The organism is Murinocardiopsis flavida, assembly GCF_003014485.1.
GTDB classification, from domain to species: domain Bacteria; phylum Actinomycetota; class Actinomycetes; order Streptosporangiales; family Streptosporangiaceae; genus Murinocardiopsis; species Murinocardiopsis flavida.
Map to the genome: position 1 here is coordinate 11,130 of NZ_PYGA01000021.1, position 25,022 is coordinate 36,151.

Annotated in this window: 21 protein-coding genes; 1 reads left to right on the forward strand and 20 read right to left on the reverse strand. The window is 73.0% G+C overall.

The window, feature by feature from the left end; translation table 11 throughout:
• The first annotated feature begins 397 nt into the window (after positions 1 to 397).
• Positions 398 to 3,796 (forward strand): UvrD-helicase domain-containing protein, encoded by a 3,399-nt coding sequence (locus tag CLV63_RS25060; RefSeq protein WP_106585674.1) that lies wholly within the window; start codon positions 398 to 400, stop codon positions 3,794 to 3,796.
• A gap of 19 nt (positions 3,797 to 3,815) precedes the next feature.
• Here the strand turns inward: CLV63_RS25060 and CLV63_RS25065 are convergent, their stop codons facing one another.
• From CLV63_RS25065 to tilS, 20 genes are all read right to left on the reverse strand, one after another.
• Positions 3,816 to 4,454 (reverse strand): amino-acid N-acetyltransferase, encoded by a 639-nt coding sequence (locus CLV63_RS25065; protein WP_106585675.1) that lies wholly within the window; start codon positions 4,452 to 4,454, stop codon positions 3,816 to 3,818.
• Positions 4,455 to 4,576: 122 nt separating this feature from the next.
• On the reverse strand, positions 4,577 to 4,840 hold the full coding sequence (locus tag CLV63_RS25070) for a LuxR family transcriptional regulator (RefSeq protein WP_394339808.1): 264 nt from the start codon (positions 4,838 to 4,840) through the stop codon (positions 4,577 to 4,579).
• A gap of 710 nt (positions 4,841 to 5,550) precedes the next feature.
• Positions 5,551 to 7,107, reverse strand: coding sequence for a bifunctional lysylphosphatidylglycerol synthetase/lysine--tRNA ligase LysX (lysX, locus tag CLV63_RS25075; RefSeq protein WP_281260761.1), 1,557 nt, complete (start codon positions 7,105 to 7,107; stop codon positions 5,551 to 5,553).
• Positions 7,108 to 7,157: 50 nt separating this feature from the next.
• On the reverse strand, positions 7,158 to 7,937 hold the full coding sequence (locus CLV63_RS25080; protein WP_106585677.1) for a type III pantothenate kinase: 780 nt from the start codon (positions 7,935 to 7,937) through the stop codon (positions 7,158 to 7,160).
• 74 nt (positions 7,938 to 8,011) lie between these two features.
• Positions 8,012 to 10,588 carry an L-aspartate oxidase gene (locus CLV63_RS25085; protein ID WP_106585678.1) on the reverse strand — a complete coding sequence of 859 codons (2,577 nt, stop codon included), beginning with the start codon at positions 10,586 to 10,588 and terminating at the stop codon, positions 8,012 to 8,014.
• A 43-nt stretch (positions 10,589 to 10,631) separates the two neighbouring features.
• Positions 10,632 to 11,537 (reverse strand): pantoate--beta-alanine ligase, encoded by a 906-nt coding sequence (panC, locus tag CLV63_RS25090; RefSeq protein ID WP_106585679.1) that lies wholly within the window; start codon positions 11,535 to 11,537, stop codon positions 10,632 to 10,634.
• A 29-nt stretch (positions 11,538 to 11,566) separates the two neighbouring features.
• Positions 11,567 to 12,460 (reverse strand): Rossmann-like and DUF2520 domain-containing protein, encoded by an 894-nt coding sequence (locus tag CLV63_RS25095; protein WP_106585680.1) that lies wholly within the window; start codon positions 12,458 to 12,460, stop codon positions 11,567 to 11,569.
• A gap of 220 nt (positions 12,461 to 12,680) precedes the next feature.
• Entirely contained in the window at positions 12,681 to 12,923 is a 243-nt protein-coding gene (locus CLV63_RS25100; protein ID WP_106585681.1) for a chaplin family protein, read from the reverse strand.
• A gap of 177 nt (positions 12,924 to 13,100) precedes the next feature.
• A complete protein-coding gene (locus tag CLV63_RS25105; RefSeq protein ID WP_106585682.1) occupies positions 13,101 to 13,349 on the reverse strand; it encodes a chaplin family protein in 249 nt (82 codons plus the stop codon).
• 284 nt (positions 13,350 to 13,633) lie between these two features.
• A complete protein-coding gene (locus CLV63_RS25110) occupies positions 13,634 to 16,531 on the reverse strand; it encodes a PH domain-containing protein (RefSeq protein WP_245929043.1) in 2,898 nt (965 codons plus the stop codon).
• A gap of 3 nt (positions 16,532 to 16,534) precedes the next feature.
• On the reverse strand, positions 16,535 to 17,185 hold the full coding sequence (locus CLV63_RS25115) for a PH domain-containing protein (protein WP_342751437.1): 651 nt from the start codon (positions 17,183 to 17,185) through the stop codon (positions 16,535 to 16,537).
• Between the two features lie 107 nt (positions 17,186 to 17,292).
• A complete protein-coding gene (locus CLV63_RS25120; protein ID WP_106585683.1) occupies positions 17,293 to 17,781 on the reverse strand; it encodes a DUF3180 domain-containing protein in 489 nt (162 codons plus the stop codon).
• An 83-nt stretch (positions 17,782 to 17,864) separates the two neighbouring features.
• On the reverse strand, positions 17,865 to 18,386 hold the full coding sequence (folK, locus tag CLV63_RS25125; protein ID WP_106585684.1) for a 2-amino-4-hydroxy-6-hydroxymethyldihydropteridine diphosphokinase: 522 nt from the start codon (positions 18,384 to 18,386) through the stop codon (positions 17,865 to 17,867).
• Positions 18,386 to 18,772 (reverse strand): dihydroneopterin aldolase, encoded by a 387-nt coding sequence (gene folB, locus CLV63_RS25130; protein ID WP_106585685.1) that lies wholly within the window; start codon positions 18,770 to 18,772, stop codon positions 18,386 to 18,388. The genes folK and folB overlap by 1 nt, the downstream gene beginning before the upstream one ends.
• Positions 18,769 to 19,224 (reverse strand): nuclear transport factor 2 family protein, encoded by a 456-nt coding sequence (locus CLV63_RS25135; protein ID WP_106585686.1) that lies wholly within the window; start codon positions 19,222 to 19,224, stop codon positions 18,769 to 18,771. Before CLV63_RS25135 ends, folB begins: the two co-directional genes overlap by 4 nt.
• On the reverse strand, positions 19,221 to 20,147 hold the full coding sequence (gene folP, locus CLV63_RS25140) for a dihydropteroate synthase (protein ID WP_449288806.1): 927 nt from the start codon (positions 20,145 to 20,147) through the stop codon (positions 19,221 to 19,223). The genes CLV63_RS25135 and folP overlap by 4 nt, the downstream gene beginning before the upstream one ends.
• 91 nt (positions 20,148 to 20,238) lie before the next feature.
• Entirely contained in the window at positions 20,239 to 20,835 is a 597-nt protein-coding gene (gene folE, locus CLV63_RS25145; protein WP_106585688.1) for a GTP cyclohydrolase I FolE, read from the reverse strand.
• The gene (gene ftsH, locus CLV63_RS25150) at positions 20,832 to 22,901 is read right to left on the reverse strand and encodes an ATP-dependent zinc metalloprotease FtsH (protein WP_106585689.1); all 2,070 of its coding nucleotides are present in this window, start codon (positions 22,899 to 22,901) and stop codon (positions 20,832 to 20,834) included. The genes folE and ftsH overlap by 4 nt, the downstream gene beginning before the upstream one ends.
• 371 nt (positions 22,902 to 23,272) lie before the next feature.
• Positions 23,273 to 23,827, reverse strand: coding sequence for a hypoxanthine phosphoribosyltransferase (hpt, locus tag CLV63_RS25155; protein ID WP_106585690.1), 555 nt, complete (start codon positions 23,825 to 23,827; stop codon positions 23,273 to 23,275).
• A gap of 113 nt (positions 23,828 to 23,940) precedes the next feature.
• Positions 23,941 to 24,912 (reverse strand): tRNA lysidine(34) synthetase TilS, encoded by a 972-nt coding sequence (gene tilS, locus CLV63_RS25160; RefSeq protein WP_106585691.1) that lies wholly within the window; start codon positions 24,910 to 24,912, stop codon positions 23,941 to 23,943.
• Positions 24,913 to 25,022: the final 110 nt, after the last annotated feature.

The window sequence follows — 25,022 nt, forward strand, 5'->3', positions numbered from 1 at the left end:
CGATATCGGTCGCCGGGCGAGACGCAGGGGGATGCGGGTTCGGAGAGGCGAACCGCGAAGCCGAATTATCGGTTCGGGTCAGGGGCGGGCCCACCGGTTGCGACCGGAGAACCCCGTGGAGTTCTGCGACCACAATGCACAAGATTACCTGTCCCTATACGGGCCGCGCACCCGCGGTCTAAAAGTGGTCGCCCGGTGGCAGTTGTGGGATCGTTGCAAGGGATGTTGTGGGGATGTCGTGCGGTCGGGCGCCGCTGCCGGCGCACCGCCCCGGCGCGGGTGCCGCCGCGCGGGCATCCCCTCTGGGGCGGCGCCACTCGGCCCCGGACCGGAGCGGCATGGCGTCCGCCTCCCCCGCTCGTGCCGCAACCGCAGACATTGGAGAGATCCCCGGCCCATGGAGTTCCACGCCGATCTGCATATCCACTCCAAGTACTCGCGGGCGTGCAGCAAGGATTGCGATCTTGAACACCTCGCCTGGTGGGCCGCCCGCAAAGGCATCGACGTCGTCGGCACCGGCGACTTCACCCACCCGGCGTGGCGGGCGGAGCTGCACACGAAACTGGTCCCGGCGGAACCGGGCCTGTTCCGGCTCGCCCCCGAGATCGAGGAGCGGGTCCTGCGCACACTCCCGCCGAGCTGCCGGACGCCGACGCGCTTCATGCTCTCCGTCGAGATCTCGACCATCTACAAGCGCGGCGACCGCACCCGCAAGGTGCACCACCTGCTCTACGCCCCGAACCTCGCCGCCGCCGACGCGATAACGGCCGACCTCGGCGCGATCGGCAACCTCGCCTCCGACGGCCGGCCGATCCTCGGCCTCGACTCCCGCGACCTGCTGGAGATCACCCTCGCCAGCGATCCGGGCTCCTACCTGGTGCCCGCCCACATCTGGACGCCGTGGTTCGCCGTACTCGGCTCGAAGTCCGGCTTCGACGCCATCGCCGACTGCTACGCCGACCTCGCCGACCACATCTTCGCCGCCGAGACCGGGCTGTCGAGCGACCCCGCCATGAACTGGACCGTGTCCTCGCTGGACCGCTACACCATGGTCAGCAACTCCGACGCGCACTCGCCGCCCATGCTCGCGCGCGAGGCGACCCGCTTCGACACCGATCTCGACTACTTCGCCGTCCGGCGCGCGCTGGAGACCGGCGAGGGCTTCCGCGGGACCGTGGAGTTCTTCCCCGAGGAGGGCAAGTACCACCTCGACGGCCACCGCAAATGCGAGGTCCGCCTCGACCCGGAGGCGACCAGGGCGCACGGCGGGCGCTGCCCGGTGTGCGGCGGGCCGCTGACCGTCGGGGTGTTCCACCGGGTGCACGAACTGGCCGACCGGCCCGACGGCCACCGCGTCCCCGGCGCCGCCGGGTTCACGAGCCTTGTGCCGCTCCCGGAGATCGTCGGCGAGATCGTGGGGGTCGGCCCGAAGAGCAAGCGGGTGCAGGGCGAGGTGGCCCGGCTGGTCGCGGGGCTCGGGCCGGAGCTGGGCATCCTGGGCCGCGTGCCGGTCGAGGAGGTCGGCGCACTGGGCGGGGAGCTGCTCGGCGAGGCCATCGGCAGGCTCCGCCGGGGCGAGGTCGTGCGGGACCCCGGGTACGACGGCGAGTACGGCACCGTGCGGATGTTCGCGCCGGGCGAGGTCGAGCGGGCGGCGAACGCCATGACCCTGTTCGCCGACCACGAGATCGTCCCCAAGGCCGCCAAGCGGGCCAAGGGCGGGGGCGGGAGGGCGCGGCCCGCGGCGCCGCCGGCCGACCGCGTGGTGCAGCGGGCCGACCGGCCGCCGGCCGTGCCGCACGGGCTCTTCGACGGCGAGCCCGCCTTCGGCGGGACCAGCGGCGGGGACGGCGGAGCGGACGACACGGCGGTCAGGGCGGCGGACGGGGCGGCACGTGATTCGGCGGACAGCGCGGCGGGCGACACAGCGGGTGAGGCGGCGGGCGACCCGGCGCTGTTCGCCCCCTCCCCGGAGGGCCCGCGGCGCCCGCACGGCCTGCTCGACGGGCTCGACCCCGATCAGCGCCGGGCGGCCGAGCACGCCGACGGCCCATTGATGATCATCGCCGGGCCCGGGACCGGGAAGACCCGGACCATCACCCACCGGATCGCCCACCTCATCGCCGAACGCGGTGTCGCCGCTGCCGAGTGCCTCGCGATCACCTTCACCCGGCGCGCGGCCGAGGAGCTGCACGAACGGCTCGACGCGCTGCTGGGCGATGCGGCGCGCGAGGTCACGGTCAGCACCTTCCACGGGCTCGGCGTCCGGATCCTGCGCGAGCGGCACGAGCAGGCCGGACTCGGCGCCGGGTTCCGGGTGGCCGACGCCGCGACCCGCCTCGCCCTCGCCACCGAGGCGGCGGGGTCGGCCGAGCAGGCGCGGCGGCTGCTCGCCGCCCGCGACACCGTTGCGTGGGACGCAGCGGACGACCCCGACGCGGCCGCCTACGTCCGGCTGCTGCGCGCCGCCGACCTGGTCGACTTCCGCGACCTGCTGGTGCTGCCCACCCGCCTGCTGGCGGCCGATCCGGGGCTCGCCGCGGCGTACAGGCGGCGGTGGCGGTGGCTGAGCGTCGACGAGTACCAGGACGTCGACGACACCCAGTACGCCCTGCTCCGGCTGCTCACGGCCGCGGCGCCCGACGGGGCGGGCAGCGAGCCGGACGGCACGGCGGGCGGTGAGGCGGGCGACCGCGCGAACATCGCCGTCATCGGCGACCCCGACCAGGCGATCTACGGGTTCCGCGGCGCCGATGTGGGGTTCTTCCTCCGCTTCACGGCCGACCACCCCGCCGCGGCAACGGTCGAGCTGGGCCGCAACTACCGCTCGCACGCCACCATCGTCGACGCCGCCGCCCAGGCCATCGCCCCGGCGTCGCTGGTGCCGGGGCGCGAGCTGCGCGCCGTCGGCGACTTCACCGACCCGCCGCGCATCGGAGTGCATGTCGCGGCCGACGAGCGCGCCGAGGCCGCGTTCGTGGCCCGCGCCGTCGACCGGCTGCTCGGCGGCACATCTCTGCATTCCCTCGACAGCGGCCGGGTCACCGCCGACGGCCCGGGCGACCTCGGCTTCGGCGACATCGCGGTGCTCTACCGGACCTCGGCGCAGGCCGACGCCGTGATCTCGGCGTTCAACTCGGCCGGGGTGCCGTTCCAGCGGCGCTCGCACGACCGGCTGCTCGCGCGTCCCGCCGTGGCCCAGGTCGCAGCGGAGCTGCGGCACCAAGGGCAGGGACCGGTACGGGAGCGCCTGTCCGCCGCTGTGGAGCTGCTGTGCGCGCGCCACGAGCGGGGCGGGGCCGCCGACCGGGGCGACGCCGCCGACCCGGCGGCCGACCTGCGCTCGGCCGGTGAGCTGCTGGCGCCGCTGGCGGCGCGCTGCGGCGACGACCTCGACGCGTTCCACGCCGCGCTGGACCTCGGCGCGGAGGTCGACGCGCTCGACCCGCGCGCCGACCGGGTGTCGCTGCTCACCCTGCACGCGGCGAAGGGCCTGGAGTTCCCCGTGGTGTTCCTGGTGGGCTGCGAGGACGGCCTGCTGCCGTTCCGCCGGCCCGGCGAGCCGCGCGACCCCGCCGCCGAGGCGGAGGAGCGGCGGCTGTTCTTCGTCGGCATGACCCGCGCCCGGCGCCGGCTGTATCTGTCGCGCGCCCGTTCGAGGGCGCGGCACGGGCGCAGGGACGAGCCGGCGGCCTCGGTGTTCCTCGACGCCATCGGCCCCGGCCTGACCATGCCGGTCGACGCGGAGTCGGCGACCCGCACCCGCCCGAAGGACCGCCAGATGCGCCTGCTGTGACGGCGGGGCCCGCGCGGGTTCAGCCGTCGATGTGCACGAGCATCCGGGTGTTGCCGAGGGTGTTGGGCTTGACCCGTTCGAGGCCGAGGAACTCGGCGACGCCTTCGTCGTAGGAGCGCAGCAGCTCCTCGTAGACGCGGGTGGACACCGGTGTGCCCTGGATCTCGCGGAACCCGTGGCGGCCGAAGAAGGCGGTCTCGAAGGTCAGGCAGAAGACGCGGCGGGCGCCGAGCTCGCGTGCTGCGTCGAGGAGGGCGCCGACGATGCGGTGGCCGACCCCGCGACCCTGGACAGCGGGGTCGACGGCGACGGTGCGCACCTCGGCGAGGTCCTCCCACAGCACGTGCAGGGCCCCGCAGCCGACGACGGTGCCGGGGTCGCCGGGGCCGCCGGACTCGGCGACCCAGAACTCCTGGATGTCCTCGTAGAGGTTGACGGTGCTCTTGGAGAGCACGCGGCGCTCGGTGCTGAAGGCGTCCATGAGCCGGCGGATGTGCACGACGTCGCGCGTGCGGGCGCGGCGCACGGTGATGGGCGTGTCGGCGACGGGGGTATCGGCAACAGGGGTATCAGCAGTGGGGGTATCGGCGGGTGTGCCGGTGTGCGGCGCGGGCGGCCGCGACCGCTCAGCGGGCTGCGGCGACGATGAAACGGCCATGGCCGACCCAGCCTACCCGGCGCGGATGCGCAGGGCCGAGCGGGCCGGCCACGGCCGCGCGTGTCCGGTGGGCGGCGTGCGGGCCGCCCGGGGTCAGCGGCCGAGCGATCGGCCGCCGGGGCTCAGATGAGCTGCTTGCGGGCGGCCCATACGACCGCCTCGATCGGGGTGTTGACTCCGAGTTCGTCGCAGATCGTGCGGAGCCTGCGGCGCAGGGTGCGCGCGCTCAGTTCGAGCCGCCGGGCGGCGACATCGGTGGTGACCCCCGTGGCGATCTCGGCGAGCAGCCGGACTTCGGGCTCGCTCAGGTGCACCGTGGGGCTGTGCAGGCTGTCGCGCGTGAGCGCGGGTGCGGGCACAAGGTTGTCGCGTAGCGACGGAACCATGGGCTCCTTGACAGCCGGGCGTACAAGTGTGGCCTGTTCCACTCCGTCCTCCCTCATCCGTGGTGAGTGCGGAACATCAACACGTCGCTGCGCGGATAAGGGCACGGCCGGAGGTGGGCCTCCGCAGGGCGCGCCGCACCGGGGACCCGGACCGGGGTCGGGCGGTTCCGCTCTCCTGGCATAGAGACGAACCGGATCCGAAACGGTCTCAGGTGCTGAATCCGGGCGATCAGGGACGGTCTGACCGCTGTGGCGCACACTCGCTGGGATGCGGCGGGATCCGCCGAAGCAGTACGCCGCAATTCCCATCACCGCTGCAAAAATCCGCTGCAACACGCGGGCAAAGGACTCAGCATCCTCGACCTGCACTCAAAACGCTAGGCGGAGCCGTACTCACCGTCAAGACCCGACAAATTACTTAAAGTAGTCTTCTGATTTCTTTGAGTAGTCAAGATCGACTGAAGGAAATGACGAATCACTTGTTGACCTGGGGAAAGAACCTTCATGTTCCATGAACGCCGCTAATCGATTGAATTCTAAAGAATATTTCATATCCGGCCCGCGTGGGAGCCGGTATGGCCTGCGCACACGGGCCTGACCGGCGTCGGCCACCCCCTCGACGTGGCCTGAGACACAGTCACAAAGAAGTTCGCCCTCTTTCTCACAATGTGAGAAAGAGGGCGGGCGCGGTGTCCGGCGGGCGATACGGTTCAGGCCGGCTTCACCAACGGGAACAGGATCGTTTCCCGGATGTTCTTGCCGGTGAATGCCATGAGCAGGCGGTCGATTCCCAGGCCGACACCGCCCGACGGCGGCATGGCGAATTCCAGCGCGCGCAGGAAATCCTCGTCGAGCTGCATGGCCTCGGCGTCGCCGCCGGCCGCCAGGAGCGACTGCTCCGTGAGGCGCCGCCGCTGCTCCACCGGGTCGACCAGCTCGGAGTAGCCGGTGCCCAGCTCCATGCCGAAGCCGATGAGGTCCCACTTCTCGGTGAGCAGCGGGTCGTCGCGGTGCTGCCGGGTCAGCGGGCTGGTCTCGGTGGGGAAGTCGCACACGAAGGTCGGCTGCTCCAGTGTGTGCTCCACCAGCTCCTCGAAGAGGTGCTCGACCAGCTTGCCGGCGCCCCACTCGGGGTTGGAATCGACCCCGCGCGCCTCGCCGAGCGCCCGCAGTTCGGCCACCGGCGTGCGCGGGGTGACCTCGGCGCCCAGCGCCTCCGACACCAGCGGGTACAGGCCCGCCTTGGGCCATTCGCCGCCGATGTCGATGGACCGGCCGTCGGCGCGCGGCACCACGGTCGAGCCGAACACCGCGCGCACGGCGTTCTGGACGAGGTCGCGCACCAGGTCGGCCATGTCGTTGTAGTCGGCGTAGGCCTGGTAGAACTCCAGCATCGTGAACTCGGGGTTGTGCGTGGAGTCCGCGCCCTCGTTCCGGAAGTTCCGGTTGATCTCGAAGACCTTCTCGATGCCGCCGACGGCGAGCCGCTTGAGGAACAGCTCCGGCGCGATGCGCAGGTAGAGGTCGAGATCGTAGGCGTTGATGTGCGTGGTGAACGGGCGCGCCGTGGCGCCGCCGTGCACCTGTTGCAGCATCGGGGTCTCGACCTCGGTGTAGCCGCGTTCGTGCAGGCCGTCGCGGAGCGCACGCACCGCGGCGGAGCGGACGCGGACCATCTCCCTGGCGTCGTCGTTGACGATGAGGTCGACGTAGCGCTGCCGGACCCGCGCCTCGGGGTCGGTGAGCCCCTTGTGCTTGTCCGGGAGCGGGCGCAGGCACTTCGCGGTCAGCGCCCAACTGTCGACCATGATCGACAGCTCGCCGCGCCGCGAGGTGATGACCTCGCCCTCGACCCCGACGTGGTCGCCCAGGTCGATGTCGCTCTTCCAGGACGCGAGGGAGTCGGCGCCGAGACGGTCGAGCGACAGCATGACCTGGATCTCGCCCGAGGCGTCGCGGATGGTGGCGAAGCACAGCTTGCCGCCGGTGCGGTAGAGCAGCACCCGGCCCGCGACGCCGACGCGCGCGCCGGTGGCGGTGTCGGGCTCCAGTCCGGCGTGTTTCTCCCTGACGTCGCCGATGCCGGTCGTGCGCGGAAAGCCGACCGGGAAGGGGTCGACTCCTTCGGCACGCAGCCGGTCCAGCTTCTCACGCCGGACCCGCATCTGTTCAGGCAGGTCATCACGGGTCTCGTCAGGAACGTCACTCACACGCCCGATCCTATCGGCGCTCGCGGCGGCCCGGACCCGTCCGGGCCGCCGCCGCACTCGGCGGGCGAGTCGGCGCGCGCGGCGCCGGGAGCGCCGCTAGGAGCTGATCAGGCGTTGCGGTCGTAGACGAGGCGGAGGCCGATGAGGGTGAGCCAGGGGTGGTGGGTGTCGACGGTCTCGCATTCGTCGACGACCATCCGCGCGAGTCCGCCGGTGGCGACGACCGTCACGGTGTCGGCGTCGTCGGTCAGCTCCTGCGCCATGCGGTCGACCAGGCCGTCGACCTGCCCGGCGAAGCCGTACACGATGCCCGATCGCAGCGCCTCGGTGGTGCTCTTGGCGATGACGCTGCGCGGCTTGACGATCTCGACCATGTGGAGCTGCGCCCCCCGGCGCGACAGCGCCTCCACCGAGATGTCGATCCCCGGGGCGATGGCGCCGCCGACGTACTCCCCCTTGGCGCTCACGGCGTCGAAGGTGGTGGCGGTGCCGAAGTCGACCACGACGCACGGCCCGCCGTAGAGCTTGACGGCGGCCAGCGCGTTGACGATCCGGTCGCTGCCGACCTCGCGCGGGTTGTCCATGCGGATGGGCACGCCGGTCTTCACGCCGGGTTCGACGATGACGGCGGTGATGTCGCCGTAGTGGCGGCGGAACATCTCCCGCATCTCGTGCTGCACGGTGGGCACCGTGCAGCACATGGCGATGCCGTCGACGTCGTCGTCCGGTGAGAGCGAGCTGCTGTCGATGAGGCCGCGCAGCATGACCGCCCACTCGTCGGCCGACCGGTGGGTGCTGGTGCCGACCCGCCAGTGCTCGCGCAGGTCCTCGCCGTCGAAGAGGCCGAAGACCGTGTCAGAGTTGCCGACGTCGATCGCGAGCAGCATTCTCGCCCCGCCTCCTTGAAGTCGTCCGTGGGCCGGTGGCACCGGCCGGGTCTGCGCCGCCCCGACCTGCCGGGTCAGTCGTCCCGCAGGTCCAAAGCGATATCCAGAGCGGGGCTGGAATGGGTCAGCGCGCCCACCGAAAGATAGTCCACACCGGTGCCGGCGACGGCAGCGGCGACCGCCAGCGTGAGGCCGCCGCTGGACTCCAGCCGGGCCCGCCCCGCGACGAGGGCGACCGCCTCCGCCAGGTCGGGGACGTCGAAGTTGTCGAGGAGCAGCTCCTCCGCCCCCGCCTTGATCGCCGGTTCGATCTGGTCGATCCGGTCGACCTCGACTTCGAGGGGGATGCCGGGGTACCGCTCCCGCACGGCGTGCACGGCCTCGGCGACCCCTCCCGCGGCCACGACGTGGTTGTCCTTGATCAGCGCGGCGTCGGACAGCCCGAAGCGGTGGTTGACCCCGCCTCCGCAGCGGACCGCGTACTTCTCCAGCCCTCGCAGGCCCGGGTGGGTCTTGCGGCTGTCGCGCACCGCCGCGCCCGTTCCGGCGACCGCCTCGACCCACGCGCCGGTGGCGGTGGCGATGCCGGACAGGTGGGTGAGGAAGTTCAGCGCGGTGCGCTCGGCCGTGAGGAGGTCGCGGGTGCGGGCGGTGACGGTCATCAGGACGTCGCCGGCCCGGACGGGGTCGCCGTCGGCGGCGCGCCGGTCGATGGCGACCACGCCTTCGGCGCAGCTCCAGAACACGAACTCGGCCACCGGCAGGCCGCACACCCTGCCGTCGGAGCGGGCGACGACGTCGGCCGTGCGGATCTGCCCCGCCGGGACGGTCGCCGCCGAGGTGACGTCCTCGTACGGCGCGGCCCCGCCGAGGTCCTCGCGCAGCGCGGTGTGCACGGTGTGGACGACGGCCGTGCCCGGCCCCGGGCCGATGGCGTCGAGTTCGGCCGCGAGCGCCGGGTGCGGCGGGGTCCACGGGCGGGTTCGGATCGAGCGGTGGCCGGACAGTCCGACCCGCACGTTCTCGGCGCGCCGCCGGGCCCCGAACCCGGGTGCCCCGCGGCCGGGGAGGTGCTCCGCCCGGTGCAGCGCCGCGCGGGCGAGGGTGGTGGCGACGGTGAGCAGGTTGGCGGCCTCCCAGGCGTCGGTGCCGGGGTGCGCCGCGTCGTTCGCGGGATCGGCCGCCAATGCGGTCAGCTCGGCGAGTGCGGTCCGGAGCCCGTCGGGGTCGCGGACGACGCCGAGGTGCCGGGACATGACCGCCCTGATGCGCGGGACGAGCGCGGGGGCGACCAGGCCGCCGCGCCGCTCCGGCCTGGCCGTCATGGCCTCGGGGTCCGGCAGCGACCCGTCCGCCAGGTGCGCCGCCGCGCGGTGCGCGAACACCACGCTTTCGAGCAGGGAGTTCGACGCCAGCCGGTTGGCCCCGTGGACACCGGTGCACGCGGTCTCGCCGACGGCGTAGAGCCGGTCGACGCGGTCGCTCATGCCGTTGAGGTCGGTGCACAGCCCGCCCGAGGCGTAGTGCGCGGCCGGCGCGACCGGGATCGGCTCGGTCACGGGGTCGATGCCGTGCGCGCGGCACGAGGCGAGGATCGTGGGGAAGCGCCGTTCCCATGTCGCGGCGCCCAGGTGCCGGGCGTCGAGGAGGACGTGGTCGGTGCCGGTCCGCGCCATGGCGGCGGCGATGCCCTCGGAGACGATGTCGCGCGGCGCGAGGTCGGCCTGGTCGTGGCGGCCGGCCATGACCCGGCGCCCCTCGGTGTCGGCCAGGAACGCGCCTTCGCCGCGGACCGCCTCGGAGATCAGCGGCTGGCGGCCGCGCGCCTGCGGCCCGAGCCACAGCACCGTGGGGTGGAACTGGACGAACTCCAGGTCCTGCGCCGTGCAGCCGGCGCGCAGGCCGAGCGCCACGCCGTCGCCGGTGGAGACCTCGGGGTTGGTCGTCGCGGCGAACGCCTGGCCGATGCCGCCGGTGGCGAGGACCACGGCGCGGGCGCGGACCTCGCCGACGCCGTCGCGCTCGCCTTGGCCCATGACGTGGACGGTGGCGCCGAGCGCGACACCGGTGCCGTGTGCGCCGCGCGAGTCGGGCTCGGTGGTGTCGGCGACCAGCAGGTCGGGGACGAACCCGTGCTCAATGACCGTCACGCGCGGGTCGGCGCGCACCGCGGCGGTCAGGGCCCGCTGGATCTCCGCGCCGGTGGCGTCGCCGCCGGCGTGGGCGATGCGGTCGGTGCGGTGGCCGCCTTCGCGGGTGAGCGCGAGGCCGCCGTCGGCGGTGCGGTCGAAGGCGGCGCCCCTGTCCATCAGCCACCGCAGCGCCTCGGGACCCTCGGTGACCAGGGTGCGGACGGCCTCGACAGAGCAGAGGTCGCGCCCGGCGGCCATGGTGTCGACCATGTGCGCCAGAGGGGCGTCGAGGGGATCGACGACCGCGGCGATGCCCCCTTGGGCCCACCGGGTCGACCCGTTGGCGAACTCGTCCTTGGTGACCAGGACGACCCGGCCCGCGGGGGCGAGTTCGAGGTAGCGCAGCGCGGTCGACAGTCCGGCGATGCCGGAGCCGACGACCATGACGTCGGTCTCCAGCGTCCATCCGGGGTCCGGGGCCGCGAGGCGGCGTGGGAGTTCGGCGGGCCGAGTGGTCATCGGATCATCTCCGAAGGGCGTGTTCCAGGTTTGTGACTCTCGATCACAAAGTCAGTGGAACATTATCAATCAGCCTTGTGGCGCCTACACGCGCGGCCACCGCGAGCACGGCCTCGCCGCGGTACTCGCCCGTGACCTCGCCGAACGTCCCGGGGTCGACGAGGGCGAGGTAGTCGACCGCCACGGGCGGCGTCGCCGCCTCCGCCTCGGCCAGGACGGCGCGCGCAGCGGTGAGGATGCCGATGGGCCCGGTGACGGAGGCGTCGGCCCCCGCGAGCAGCGCGCGCGACAGCGCCAGGGCGCTGGTGCGCTCCTCGGCGCTGAGGTAGGCGTTGCGGCTGGAGGTCGCCAGGCCGTCGGGGTCGCGCACCGTGGGTATCGACAGCACGGTGATGCCGAACGCGAGGTCGCGCACCATGCGGCGGATGACGGCCAGCTGCTGGGCGTCCTTCTGCCCGAACAGCGCGGTGTCGGGCCGGACGAGGTGGAACAGCTTCGCGACGACCGTGAGGACGCCGGCGAAGAAGCCGGGGCGGAACTCCCCCTCCAGGACCTGGCCCATGGGCCCGGGGTCGACCGACACCAGCTGCTCGCCGGGGTACATGACCTCCACGGTCGGGGCGAACACCACGTCGACCCCTTCGGCGGCGCACGCCGCGACGTCGGCGTCGAGGTCGCGCGGGTAGCGCTGGTAGTCCTCCCCCGGCCCGAACTGCAACGGGTTGACGAAGATGCTCACGATCACGGAGTCGGCGTCGGCGCGCGCGGCGGCGATGAGGCGGCGGTGGCCGGAGTGCAGGGCGCCCATCGTGGGCACCAGTGCGATCCGGCCGAGGGAGGGGCGCAGCGCGGAGAGCTCTTCGGGGGTGCTGACCACGACGGGGGGTGCCGCAGCGGGACCGGCCGTCCCGGGCGCGGTGCCGGCGGGATGTGCGGTGGGTTCGGTCATTCGGGGGGCCTCCGCTGCTTGTTGGGGGGTCACGCTTGGAGCACGTCCAGCAGGCGTGCGGCGTCGTCGGGTTTGAGCAGCCCGGCGGCGAGAGCGCGGTCGGCGGTCAGGCGGGCCAGGGCGACGTAGCTGGGGACGGACTCCGGGGAGACCTCGCGCAGTTCGGAGATGTGGCAGGCGACGGTCTCGGCGTCGCCGCGCAGCACCGGGCCGCTCAGCCCGTCGACCCCGAGGCGCAGCGCGTTGTCGAGCGCCGCGCCGAGCAGGGGCCCCAGCATCCGGCCGGGGTCGTCGACCCCCGCGGCGGACAGCAGCCCCGCGCTCTCGGCGACCAGGGTGACCAGGTGGTTGGCGCCGCCGGCGAGGGCGGCGTGGTAGAGGGTGCGGTGCTCTTCGGCGATCCACACCGGTTCGCCGCCCATCTCCACCACCAGCGCCTCGGCGATGGGCCGGAGCCGCTCGGGGGCGGTGACGCCGAAGCTGCACGTCGTGAGGCGGCTGATGTCCTCGTCGCGGCCGGTGAAGGTCATGACCGGGTGCAGGGCGAGCGGCAGGGCGCCCGCGGCGGTGGCGGCGGAGAGGATGCCGTAGCCGTGGCTGCCGCTGGTGTGCGCGATGAGGGTGCCGCCGACGGCGGCACCGGTGTCGACCAGGCCGCGGACCAGTGGGCCGAGGGCGTCGTCGGGGACGGTCAGCAGCACGAGGTCGGCGGCGCCGACCACCTCGACCGGTTCGAGCAGGCGGGCGTCCGGCAGGCGCGCCGCGAGGCGGTCGCGCGACGGTTCGGAGACGGCGGACGCGGCGACGACGCGGTGCCCGGCGCGCTCCAGCGCCATTCCCATCGCCGAGCCGACGCGTCCTGGGCCGATGATCCCGACGTCGAGGCGGGCCGGTCGCTGTCGTGTGTCTTCCGCCAGGTGCATGATCTCCGTTATTCCCGGTCCGTTCCGGCACGGCACCGGATGCCTGGCCGAAAGCCTACTCGCGGCGTTGACCAGCGGGCACGCGAAAGGAGTACCGCGCTGTACCGGCGGGAGGCGGCACAACGCGAACCGGCGCGGTCCGCTGGAATCGCGGGCCGCGCCGGTCGAGCACGTCACCGGGTTGTCACCCGGGTGTCATGGGGTTCGTGCCGGGAGGTGCTCAGTCCTCGACGACAGCCGCGCCGGAGTCGTTGCAGTTGGCGTTGCTGAGGCCCAGGACGGCGATCGCGTTGCCGCACACGTTCACGGGGATGTTGGCGTCCAGGTCGACCTGGTTGCCGCCGAGCACCGAACCGTCGCCCGAGGTCTCGTTCTCGTCGTCGGCCTGGGCGGGCGCGGCCATGAGGACGACGCCCGCGGTGGCAACGGCGACGGCGGAGGTCGCGAAGATCTTCTTCAGCATTTAAGGTCCTTTCGCGGTGCGGGCCGTCCGCGGATCGGCCCGCACTTTACTTACGCTTTGAGTTACATCAATTGCTCACAGTCACTGCGTAGGCGACTGCTACTCGAACACCATCTGATCGGAACCGGCGACCCGGGGCGGCGTGCCCCGGGTCCCGGTGACCTCCGCAGCCGTCGGTCAGTCGTCGTAGTGGTTCACGACGGTGGCGCCGGCGTTGCCGCAGTTCCCGTTGGCGACGCCCACGACCGCGACGGCGTTGCCGCATACGTTCACAGCAGTGTTGATGTCGACGTCGACCTGGTTTCCCGACAGCACGGCGCCGTCGCCATTGGTCTCGTTGTCGTCGGCGAACGCAGGAGCGCCCGCGAACAGCACACCGGCAGCGACAGTGGCGGTGAAAGCACCAGCGGCGAAGAGCTTCTTCATACTGCGAATCCCCTTACGGAGGCCGACCCGTCCGGCCCACGATTGACGATGTGTATTCATGCGAACACGTTTAGTGCTCGCCCCCCATCTAGCCACAGATCCCGGCGACCGGGCAGGATTTCGCCAATAGTGATTCGCCGAAAAGCGGCGTTCCCGCGCCGGAGTTCGCGGGCTATGTCGGAATATGCCGAGCGAAAACACGGCGCGACGCCGCACCGCGGGTGACTCACCTCACAGGGCGCGCGGGGTTGCGGGACCGCCGGGCCGGTCGCGGCGGACCGCGCTCAGGACTCCCGCGCCTCGCTGCGCGTCGCCCACCGCTCGGGGCCGCCGCCGCTGGACCGGGCCTTGTGGGCGCGCTCGGCGACCCCTTCGACCACCCGGCGGGCCTCGGCGGCATCGCGGCCCGCGGCACGGGCGCGGACCGGGCCGGGCGGCGTGTCGGCCTCGACGGTCGCCAGGCCCTGGCGGGCGGCCCACGGCCCCATGCTGATCCGCACGGTCTGCACCCGCGCGTGCGGCACGATCTCGATGACCTGGCAGAAGATGCCCCGGCGGGTGACGAACGCGCCGTCGTCCACACCGAGGGCGTCGGTCCCGCTCCAGCTCTTGCGGGCGCCGTGCAGCTGCTCGCGCGAGACGTCGGTGCCGGGGAGCAGCTCGTCGATCAGCGCGAACGCCATCGGCCGCGGCACGACGGGAAGCAGGGTCGAGGAGTCCATCTGGCGCTCACCGGCGTATCCGGCGACGTTCGCCTCGACCCGCACCACGCCCAGCGAACGCCACAGCAGCGGTTCGACGACACGGATCGCCTGCACCCGGCCCGGCGGGACCGTCTGCATGCGGGCCTGGAAGATCCCGTAGCGCAGGCGCAGGCCGTCGGGCGACAGCGCGGCGAAGAAGTCGGTGTAGCGCAGCAGCGGCCCGAAGAAGCCGCGGATGAGCCCGAGGAGCAGCGGGATCGCGCCGCCCAGCACACCCGGCTCCATGAACGCGATACCGGCCACGATGAGGACGAGGAACAGCACGAACGCGCCGAGCACCGGCAGCCGGAACGCCATGGCACCGAGGAGCAGCCCGAACGGCAGCTTGTAGAACGGCCACTCGGGCGCCTCGGGCGCGCGCCCGGACAGGCCCGCGGCGTGCGCCAGCAGGCTCGCCCGCAACCGGATCGCGGTGCCGCGGGTGAGATAGCGCAGCCGGATCTCCCCCGCGTCGCCGCCCGCCACCTCGACACGCAACTCGGCCAGGCCGAACGCCTGCATCACCAGCGGGCGCACGACGTCCACCGCCTGGAGGCGGCTCAGCGGCACCTCCCTGGACACCTTGCGGACCAGGCCGGAGTGGACGACGAGGTGGTCGTCGCGCAGCCCGTAGGAGGACTGCCACCACGCCGTGGCGGCGTACACGGCCGAGCCGGACATCACCGCCGCCCACGCCAGCAGCGCCCACATGACCCCGATCTCCAGGAGCAGCACACCGGGCACGGCGAGGAACACCAGCCCCACCACGAGGGCCTGCAACGGGATGGTGGCCCAGTGCACCCGGTGCGCGCCGCGGGTGATGTCGCGCTCGGGCTTGGGCTGTTTGCGGGGCGGCGACGGCGGCACCGGCGGCTGCGGCCCGTACGGGCCGTACGGCGCGCCCGGCGCCGCGGGCGGCAGGAAGCGGACGTTGCCGCCCGGGTGCTGCCCGGGCGGCGCCGCGGGACCGGGCCCGTGGACCACGGCGGGATACGCGCCGTTGCGCGGCTGCTGCGGCGCCGGGTGCCCACCGGGGTACTGCGGCCCCGGCATCGGCTGCCCATGCGGCATCGGGCCGGGCGGCGGGGGCGCCGCGGGCCCGGGCGGGTGCCCGTGCCGCGGCTGCGCCGGGTACTGCTGCGGCCCCGGGTACGGCTGCGCGGCGTAGGGCTGCTGTCCCGCGTAGGGCTGCTGCGCCGGGTACTGCTGTCCCGCGTAGGGCTGCTGCGCCGGGTACTGCTGCGGCGCCGCGTGGGGCGGACCGGCGGGCCCGCCGTTCGCCGGCCCGCCATGGCCGGGATGGCCGTTGCCCGGGTGGCTCGCGAACGCCGGGCCGGTGTCGGGCCGCGGCGGCAGGTGCGCAGGACGGGGGTAGGGGCGGTACCCCGCAGCGGGCGCGGCCGCCTCGAAGCGCGGCGGGCCGGAACGGCGGCGCTGCTGCCGCGCCGACGGCGCCGGACGGCCCGTTTCGGGGCCGCTCGGCCACAGCGGTGTCACCGGCCACGGGGTGTCGGACCCGGGGTCGCCGCGGTACCAGCGCCGCCCCTCGGCCGGTCCCGCCGGCGTGCCCGGCGCCGGTCCGCGCGTGGGTTCGGGACGCTCGCCGGGACCCGCGGGGTACTGCCCGGCGGCGTGCCGGGCCTCCTGCGGCCCGGCGTCGGTCATCGGGGCGGGCGCGGGCGGCGGGGGCGGTGCCGTGGGCTGCGGCGGCCCTGCGACCGGCGGGGGCGGTGGCGCGGGCTGCGGCGGCGCGGCCGCAGTCGGTGGCGGCCCCTCAGGGGCCGCACCGGTGCCGCCCTGCGCCCAGAAGCGGGATCCGACGGGCGGGGCCGACTCGCTGCCCGCAGCCGGGTCGGGACCGGCGGGGCCGGATGCCCCGGGCGCGTCCGGCGGCTCGATGGGGCCGGGAGGCGCCACGGTTTCGTCGCCGCGCCACAGTTCGGGTTCCGGCGGGACGTCGCGGACGGCGTCGGAGGGGGCATCGGCGGCGGGGTCGGGGTGCGCGCCCTCGTCGTCGGGCCGCTGCGCGGGTCCCTCGGACGCGCGGGGGGCCGGCCGGTCCGGCGCGGCACGGTCGGCCGCGCCGTCAGGGTCGGCGGGTGCGCCCTCGGCGGCGTCGCGCAGGTCGGCGAACGACCACCCCGCCAGCGGCCGCGAGGCGTTCTGGCCGGAGTCGCCGCCGGTGTCGGGCGGGGTGACCTCGGGCAGGTCGGGCAGGTCGGCCGGGTCCTCCTGCGGGCCGCCGGGGCGCCCGGCGGCGTCGGGGTCCTCGGCGGGGTCGCCGAACCAGCCGCCGCGGTCCGGCGCGAGGCGCTGGCCCGGGCTGGTGTCCTCGGCGAACCGGCGCCCGGCGCCCCAGGCGCCCTTGGCAGGCTCCTGCCCGGCCGCCTCGTTGTCGGCAGGCCGGTCGTCGGCTGGTCCCATGTCAGGTTCTGCCACGCGTCACAGTCCTGTGGAGAAGGTCTCGCTGCGCGCCGCGAGCCGGTCGCGCAGCACCACGGCATCGGCAAGGCGCAGGCCGGGGATCCTGGTGTCGGCGGTGGTGGCGGCGGTGCGGACGCGGACCGTCGCGATGCCGAGGGCCTGCTCCAGCAGGTTCGCGGTGACGTCGACGAGCTGCATGCGCCCGTAAGGCACCACGATGAGCTGCCGCATCACGATCCCGCAGGTCAGATAGAAGTCGGTGGCGCCTTCGGCGTAGCCCCAGGACCGTTGGACGGCGACCGCGCCGATCCACCCGGCGACCAGCGCCGCGAGCGCGGGCACGGCCCACACCACGAGCAGCGGCCAGCCGCCGATGAGCCACGCGAGGACGCCGACCCCCGCGATCAGCGGCAGCGCGGCACCCAGCAGGATGAGCCGGCGATACCAGACCAGCACGGTCGACACCCGGCTCCAGGCGGCACCGGTCGGCGCGGCGAACGCCTCGGCGACAGCGGTCGCCGCGGCGGCGCGCTGCGCCTTGCGGTCCGGAGCGGGGGTGTCGGGCGGCGGGCCGGGCTGGGGCTCGGGCACGGCTGCGCCGTCGACCTCGCCGGGCGCATCGGCGGCGTCGACGAACCGAGGGGCGTCTTTCGGCGCGGCAAACTCCACGATTCCAGTCAATCATCCCCAAGCCGGTTATGCTCCACGACAATGCGCGAATCGCGGCCCGCTCCCCGTGAAATGCCGGGAAAGCGCCGGTCAACGGATCGTCTGGCTCATACCGGCCGCGACGGGTCGGAGTCCTCGTCGTCGGGTACACGGCAGGCGTACTCCAGGAACAGCGCCGCGGCCAGCAGGAAGGCGCCCGCAGCAAGGGTCCCGGCGGCGGTCAGCGCGTCGCCGCTCGCCGCGGGGGCGTGCAAGCGGTCGAGCAGGGTGAGGGCGAACCCGCCGAAGATCCCGATGGCGAGCGACGCCAGCAGCACACTCGCCTTCGCCAGCGCCACCAGCCGAGCCGCGGCGAGCGCCTCGATGGGCTCGGTTCCCGGCACCCGGCGGATGCGGCGGCGCGTGTGATACGCGGCGATGCCCTCGCCCAGCGCGAGCAGGGCGAGGGTCGGGATCATCGTCCACGGCAGGATCGGCAGTGAGCCGTAGAACGCGTTGGTGAGCAGCGCGGAGACCAGCCCGGCGCCGATGATGACACCGAGCGGCAGCCGCCACCCGGTCGGCCGCACACTGCCCTCGTGGTCGTCGTTCCTCATCGTCCCCATCAGCCTGGCCCCCGGTGCGTGCGCCGGGCCGGTCCGGGGGCCGAGCCGACCGGACGGGACCCGGGTCCCACAGCCTAGTCGGGGATCTGGATCGGCAGGTCGTCGCGGCGGCGCAGGTCCTGGTCGTGCACCTTGGCGAGCAGGTCTCGGATGGGGCCCCGTACCGGCAGGACGGCATCGGGGTCGATGTCGAACCACGGCTGGAGGACGAACGCCCGCTCGTGCGCCCGCGGGTGCGGCAGCATCAGCGACGGGTCGTCGCTGGTCTGGTCGCCGTAGGCGACGACGTCGATGTCCATGGTGCGCGGGCCCCAGCGCACCTTGCGGACCCGGTGGAACGCCTCTTCGACGCTCTTCACCCGTTCCAGCAGCGTGATGGGTGCCAGCAGGGTGTCGGCGATCACGATCAGGTTCAGGTAGTCGTCCTGGTCGGGCCCGCCCACCGGGGCGGTCTCGTACACCGGGGACAGTGCGACGAACCGCAGGCCGCGCGCGTCGAACAGGCTGTCGACGGCGCCTTGCAGGTTGTCCATCCGCTCGCCCATGTTGCTGCCGACGGAGAGAACGGTTCGGTGGGAGTCGTCCCAGGCGGGCATCAGCGTCTCCGGAGGATCGTGACGGTCACGTCGTCGAAGGGGTGGGCGATCGGCGCGTTCGGTTTGTGTACCGTCACCTCGACCTCCGACACAAGGGGGTGCGCCAGGCAGACCTCCGCCAGCCGGTCGGCCAGCGTCTCGATGAGGTTCACCGGATCACCCTCGACCACCTGCACCAGGTGATCGCTGAGGACGCCGTAGTGAACGGTGTCGGTGACGCTATCGGAGCGGGCCGCGGCGCGGGTATCCACCCCCAGGACGACGTCGACCGCGAACTCCTGCCCTTCGCGGCGCTCATGGTCGAATACCCCGTGATGGCCGAATCCACGCAGCCCGCGGAGCGCGATTCGGTCGAGTCTCGGTATCCCTTCGGGTTCGGCGCTCACTCCTCCCCACCGGTCTCGTCCTCGTCGTCGTCATCGTCGAGGAGCACCGGGGAGGCGTGGTGCGACCACAGGCGCCAGCCCTGCTCGGTCCGGGTGAACAGGTTCATGGTGACGACCTGCCCGCCCGCGACGAAGCCGGGGCTGTCGTCCTCGGCGGTGAGCACGTTCTCCTCGCAGGTGACCATGGCGACGTCGCCGTGGACCCCGATGTGGGTGTCGGTCAGCACGTACTGGATGTAGGGCACGTTCGCCATGACCAGCGACCAGGCGCGCAGGATCTCGGCGCGGCCGCGCAGCAGCGGCCAGCCGGGATTGACGCAGATGAGGTCGGGCGCCTGGTCCTCTTCGGCCCAGATGCGCCGCATCAGGTCGATGTCGCCGGTCTCGATGGAGGAGTAGAACTGCTGGTTCGCCTCGGCGACCCGCTCCATGATCTCCTGACGGGATTTCACCGGCCACCCCGAACGCCGCCGTCGCGGCGGGTGAACGCCGGGGCCGCGGTGCGGCCGCGGTCGAGGCGCGCACCGCCGTCGCTCCACGCGGCCGCCACCCGCACCGCGTCGGCGTTGGGCCGGACGTCGTGGACGCGGACGCACCACGCGCCGTGCGCGGCCGACAGGGTGGTCAGGGCGACCGTCGCGGCGTCGCACTCGGCGGCGGGCCGCGGCGTGTCGGCGGTGTCGCTGAGGAGCCGCGACAGGAACGTCTTGCGCGAACCGGCGATGAGCACGGGGCGGCCCAGCGCGGTGAACGACTCCAGCTCCGCCAGCAGCGCCCAGTTGTGGCCCTGCTCGGGGCGCTTGGAGAAGCCGAGCCCCGGGTCGAGCACGATCTGCCCGGGGTCGACCCCCTCGTCGACCATTGCGTCCATGCGGTGGACCAGCTCCTCGCGCACCTCGGCGCCGACGTCGGAGTAGACGGCGCGGTTCTGCATGGCATGGCTGTGCCCGCGCCAGTGCATCAGCACGTAGGCGACACCGGTCTTGGCGACCAGCTCCGCCATGGCGGGATCGGCGAGCCCGCCGCTGACGTCGTTCACCAACCGCGCACCGGCCTCGACCGCGAAGTCGGCGACCTCGGCGCGCATCGTGTCGACGCTGACGGGGACGCCCTGCCGGGCGAGCTCGCGCACCACCGGGGCGACGCGCCGCAGCTCCTCCTCCAGCGACACCCGCTGCGCGCCGGGACGGGTGGACTCGCCGCCGACGTCGACGAGGTCGGCGCCCTCCTCGGCGAGGCGCAGCCCGTGCTCGATGGCGCGCTTGGGGTCGAACCAGGCGCCGCCATCGGAGAACGAGTCGGGGGTGACGTTCACGACCCCCATCACCAGGCAGCGCCCTGGGTCGGGCAATCCGGGAAGCTTCATCGACGTCATACCGATCACCCTACGGTTTCAGAGGCTCAGCCCACCATCACACGCGCGCACCCGGCGTACCCCGCAGGGGACGCCGGGCGCGCTGGAGACCTTAGTGCCCCAGGATGAGGCTCATGGCCTCGGCCCGGGTGCGGTCGCGGTCGCGGAAGTCGCCGCGCACCGCCGAGGTGACGGTCTTCGCCCCGGGCTTGCGCACCCCGCGCATCGTCATGCACAGGTGCTCGGCCTCGATGACGACGATGACGCCCCGGGGTTCGAGGTGGTCCATGACGGCGTCGGCGATCTGGGTGGTCAGGCGCTCCTGCACCTGCGGCCGGCGCGCGTAGAGGTCGACCAGCCGGGCGAACTTCGACAGGCCGGTGATCTGTCCCTTGGCGTTGGGGATGTAGCCGACGTGCGCCACCCCGTAGAACGGCACGAGGTGGTGCTCGCAGGTCGAGTACAGCTCGATGTCCTTGACCAGCACCATTTCCTCATGGCCGGCCTCGAACACGGTGGTGAGCACGTCACGGGGGTCCTGGCCCAGCCCGGCGAACTGCTCGGAGTAGGCGCGCGCCACCCGGGCCGGGGTCTCGCGCAGGCCGTCGCGGTCGGGGTCCTCGCCGATGGCGGAGAGGATCTCCCGGACGGCCTTCTCCACGCGCGCCAGATCGACGCCCGCCCCCGGTTCGGCGCGGGACCCGCTCACCCCTGGTCTCCGTGCTCCCCGCTCGGCGGCGAGCCGCCGGCGGAGTCCGTGGGCTCGCCGTGGGAGTCGCGCTCACCGGTCCAGCTCGACTGGCCGTTGCCGCTCGCCGTGCCGCTCGTGAGGCCCTCGACGTCCTTGGGCCCCATGATCGAGAGCTCCTTGGGCGTGAGGACGGGCGGCTGCGTGGACGGCTGCCGCTTGCCGTAGCCCCGGTAGGAGCCGCGGGCCGGCCGCTTCTCGATGGGCGCGAAGATCTCCAGCACCTGCTCCTTGGAGAGGGTCTCCTTCTCCATGAGGTTCAGCACCAGGTCGTCGAGGACCTCGCGGTACTCGACCAGGACGTCCCACGCCTCGTCGTGCGCGGACTCGATGAGCCTGCGCACCTCTTCGTCGATGACGGACGCGATCTCCTCGGAGTACTCCCTGCTGTGCGACATCTCCCTGCCGAGGAACGGCTCGGTGTTGCCGCTGCCGAACTTGCGGGCGCCGAGGCGCTCGCTCATCCCGTACTCCGTGACCATGTTGCGGGCGACGCTGGTGGCCTTGTCGATGTCGTTCGCGGCGCCGGTGGTGGGCTCGTGGAACACGAGCTCCTCGGCGGCGCGCCCGCCCAGCATCATCGCGAGCTGGTCCATCATCTCCGAGCGGGAGGTGAGGAACTTGTCCTCCATGGGGACGGACATGGTGTACCCCAGCGCCCGGCCGCGCGGCAGGATGGTGATCTTGTGCACGGGGTCGGCGTTGGGCAGCGCGTGGCCCACCAGGGCGTGGCCGCCCTCGTGGTAGGCGATGACCTTCTTCTCGGTGTCGGAGATGGCGCGGGTCTTGCGCTCGGGCCCCGCCATGACGCGGTCGATCGCCTCCTCCAGGGTGGCGAGGTCGATCTGGGTGCGCCCGGCGCGCGCCGACAGCAGCGCGCCCTCGTTGACGACGTTGGCGAGGTCGGCGCCGGTGAACCCGGAGGTGCGCCGCGCGATGACGTCGAGGTCGACGTCGGGCGCGATGGGCTTGCCCTGGGAGTGCACCCGCAGGATGCCCTTGCGGCCCTCCATGTCGGGCCGGTCGACGACGACCTGGCGGTCGAAGCGGCCGGGTCGCAGCAGCGCGGGGTCGAGGATGTCGGGCCGGTTCGTGGCCGCGATGAGGATGACCCCGCCCTTGACGTCGAAGCCGTCCATCTCGACCAGCATCTGGTTGAGGGTCTGCTCGCGCTCGTCGTGCCCGCCGCCCATGCCGGCGCCGCGGTGGCGGCCGACGGCGTCGATCTCGTCGATGAAGATGATGGCGGGGGCGTTGGCCTTGGCCTGCTCGAAGAGGTCGCGCACCCGTGAGGCGCCGACGCCGACGAACATCTCGACGAAGTCGGAACCGGAGATCGAGTAGAACGGCACCCCGGCCTCGCCGGCGACCGCGCGGGCCAGCAGGGTCTTGCCCGTTCCGGGCGGGCCGTACAGCAGCACGCCCTTGGGGATCTTCGCGCCCATCTGCTGGAACTTCGCGGGGTTCTGGAGGAAGTCCTTGATCTCCTGGAGTTCCTCGATGGCTTCGTCGGCCCCGGCGACGTCGGTGAACGTCGTCTTCGGGGTGTCCTTGGCGACGAGCTTCGCCTTGGACTTGCCGAAGTTCATGACCCGGCCGCCGCCGCCCTGCATCTGGTTCATGATGAACAGGAAGATGGCGATGATGATGATCAGGGGCAGGAAGCTGAACAGCAGGGAGACGAACATGCTCTCCTGCGGGACCTCGACGTCGTACCCCTTGAGGTTGCCGCCGCCTTCGTCCTTGTTCTGCTGGAGCTGCTGGGCGAACTCGTAGCCTTGGCCGTCGACCCAGTAGGTCTCGTACATCTTGTCGTCGACGGTGGTCAGCTCGATGCGCTGCTCTTTGTCGATGACCTTGGCGTCTTTGACCCGATCCTTCGCGATGAGGTCGAAGACCGTCGAGGTGTCGGCCTTCTTGTGCTCCTCACCGCTGCCGAAACCGCCGAATTGGATGACGGCGATAATCATCAGGGCGATGACCACCAGCCAGGGCCACGGCCCACGGTACAAACGCTTCAGATTCATCTATGCGGAACCCCGTGGGGCCCGTCCCTCCTGACCAGGCGGCCTGCCCCGAAAACCGCAGGGCGCAGACCAGAGGAGAGCGAAGGCGGAGTGAGCGCGCCGCGCGCGCTGTCGTGACTCCACTGCCCCCCGGTGGGCCCCTATGGCCGCCGGAAGCGGGACCTATCGGACATGTGCTCCCTACAATGATGCCGGGATAACTGACGGTACACCCCGCGCATGGCCGGTGGCACTCAGGGCCACGGGCCACCTGGTGGGGTGTCCGTCACGACGGCAACGAATGCGGGTGGTGCGGTTGTTCCCGATCGGCGCACCGGCGGTTCGCGGCCCCTCGGCCCGGCGCCCCCGGGCGGACGGCCGCTGCGGGTCGTTCAGCCCTGGTACACGTGCGGGGCGAGGGTGCCGATGAACGGCAGGTTGCGGTACTTCTCGGCGTAATCCAGACCGTACCCGATGATGAACTCGTTCGGCAGGTCGAAGCCGACGTACCTGACCCCGAGGTCGACCTCGAACGCGAGCGGCTTGCGGACCATGGTGCAGATCTCCACCGACGCCGGGCCGCGCGACTTCAAGTTGCCGACCAGCCACGACAGTGTGAGCCCCGAGTCGATGACGTCCTCGACCACGAGGACGTTGCGGTCCTTGATGTCGATGTCGAGGTCCTTGAGGATGCGCACCACGCCCGAGGAGGTGGTGCCGGCGCCGTAGGAGCTGACCGCCATCCAGTCCATCGCGCAGGGGTGATGCAGCTCACGCGCGAGGTCCGCCATGACCATGACCGCGCCCTTGAGGACGCCGACCAGCAGCAGTTCCCTCCCGGCGTAGTCGGCGTCGATCTCGGCCGCGAGCTCGCGGAGCCGGTCCTTGATCTGCTCTTCGGTGACCAGGACCTTCTCGAGGTCGTCGCCCATGTCTTTCGCGTCCACGCTCAGGTGTCCTCGCTGCTCGCTCACTACTGCGGGTCCCCCACAGGATAGAGGGGACCGACCCGCCCACCATGTCGTATGTCCTGGTTCGGGCGGTGCGCGGGGGGTCGTTCTCACCGGGCGATGCCGATGCGCCCGTCGCCGGCCCTGCGCCCGCGGAGCCCTCCGGGGAGGTCCACGTGGGCCTGGCCGCGCCAGTCGGTGACGAGCCGCTCCAACTCGGTGACATGGCGCACGCCGAGCGCACCGGGCGGGCACCCGGCGTCGATGGCGAAGCGGCGCAGCACCCGGGTCCGCACGGCGCGCGGCAGCGCCGCCAGCTCGGCGCCGTCGACGCCGTCGGCGGTGCGCGCGCGTTCCAGCGCCGCCGCCGCCATGGCGTCGAGCGCGTCGGCGTCGTCGCGCAGCAGGGCCGCGCTGCGGGCCAGCGCCTCGGCGATGCCGGGGCCGAGGACGCGTTCGAGGACCGGCAGCGCCTCGCCGCGCACACGGGAGCGCGCGTACGCGGGGTCGGCGTTGTGCGGGTCGTCCCAGTGGTCGAGCCCCATGAGCGCGGCGGCCCGGTGCACGGTGCCGCGGTCGAGGTCGAGGAAGGGTCGGAGGTAGCGGCCGTTGCGGGCGGCCATCCCGGCGAGGGACCGGGCGCCGGAGCCGCGCGCCAGCCGCAGCAGCACGGTCTCGGCCTGGTCGTCCCGCGTGTGCCCGAGCAGGACCGCCGCGGCCTGGTGCGCCTCTGCCGCGCGGTCGAGCGCCGCGTAGCGGGCGGTGCGCGCGGCGCCCTCGGGTCCGCCGGGGCCGTCGACGGTCACGGCGGCGGTCTCGACGGGGTGGAGTCCCAGGCCGCGCAGTGCCGCGGCGACCCGCGCCGCGCGCTCGGCCGAACCGTCCTGGAGCCCGTGGTCGACGGTGACGCCGCCGACGCGCAGGCCGAGCCGCGGCGCCGCGAACGCCGCCGCGCCCGCAAGGGCGAGGGAGTCGGGGCCGCCGCTGCACGCGACCAGGACGAGGCCGTCGCGGCCGGTCGGCTTGAGGGCCCGCCGCACGGCGACGCGCACTGCGGCGATGTCGGGGTGCGGGCCGGTCATGGGCCCGACACTAGTGCAGCGGCCCTGCCAGGGCCGCCGCACGGATCGGGCTACTTCTCGGACTACTTCTCTGGCGGCGGCGAGACGTCGCCGGGGACCGGCCCGGGGTC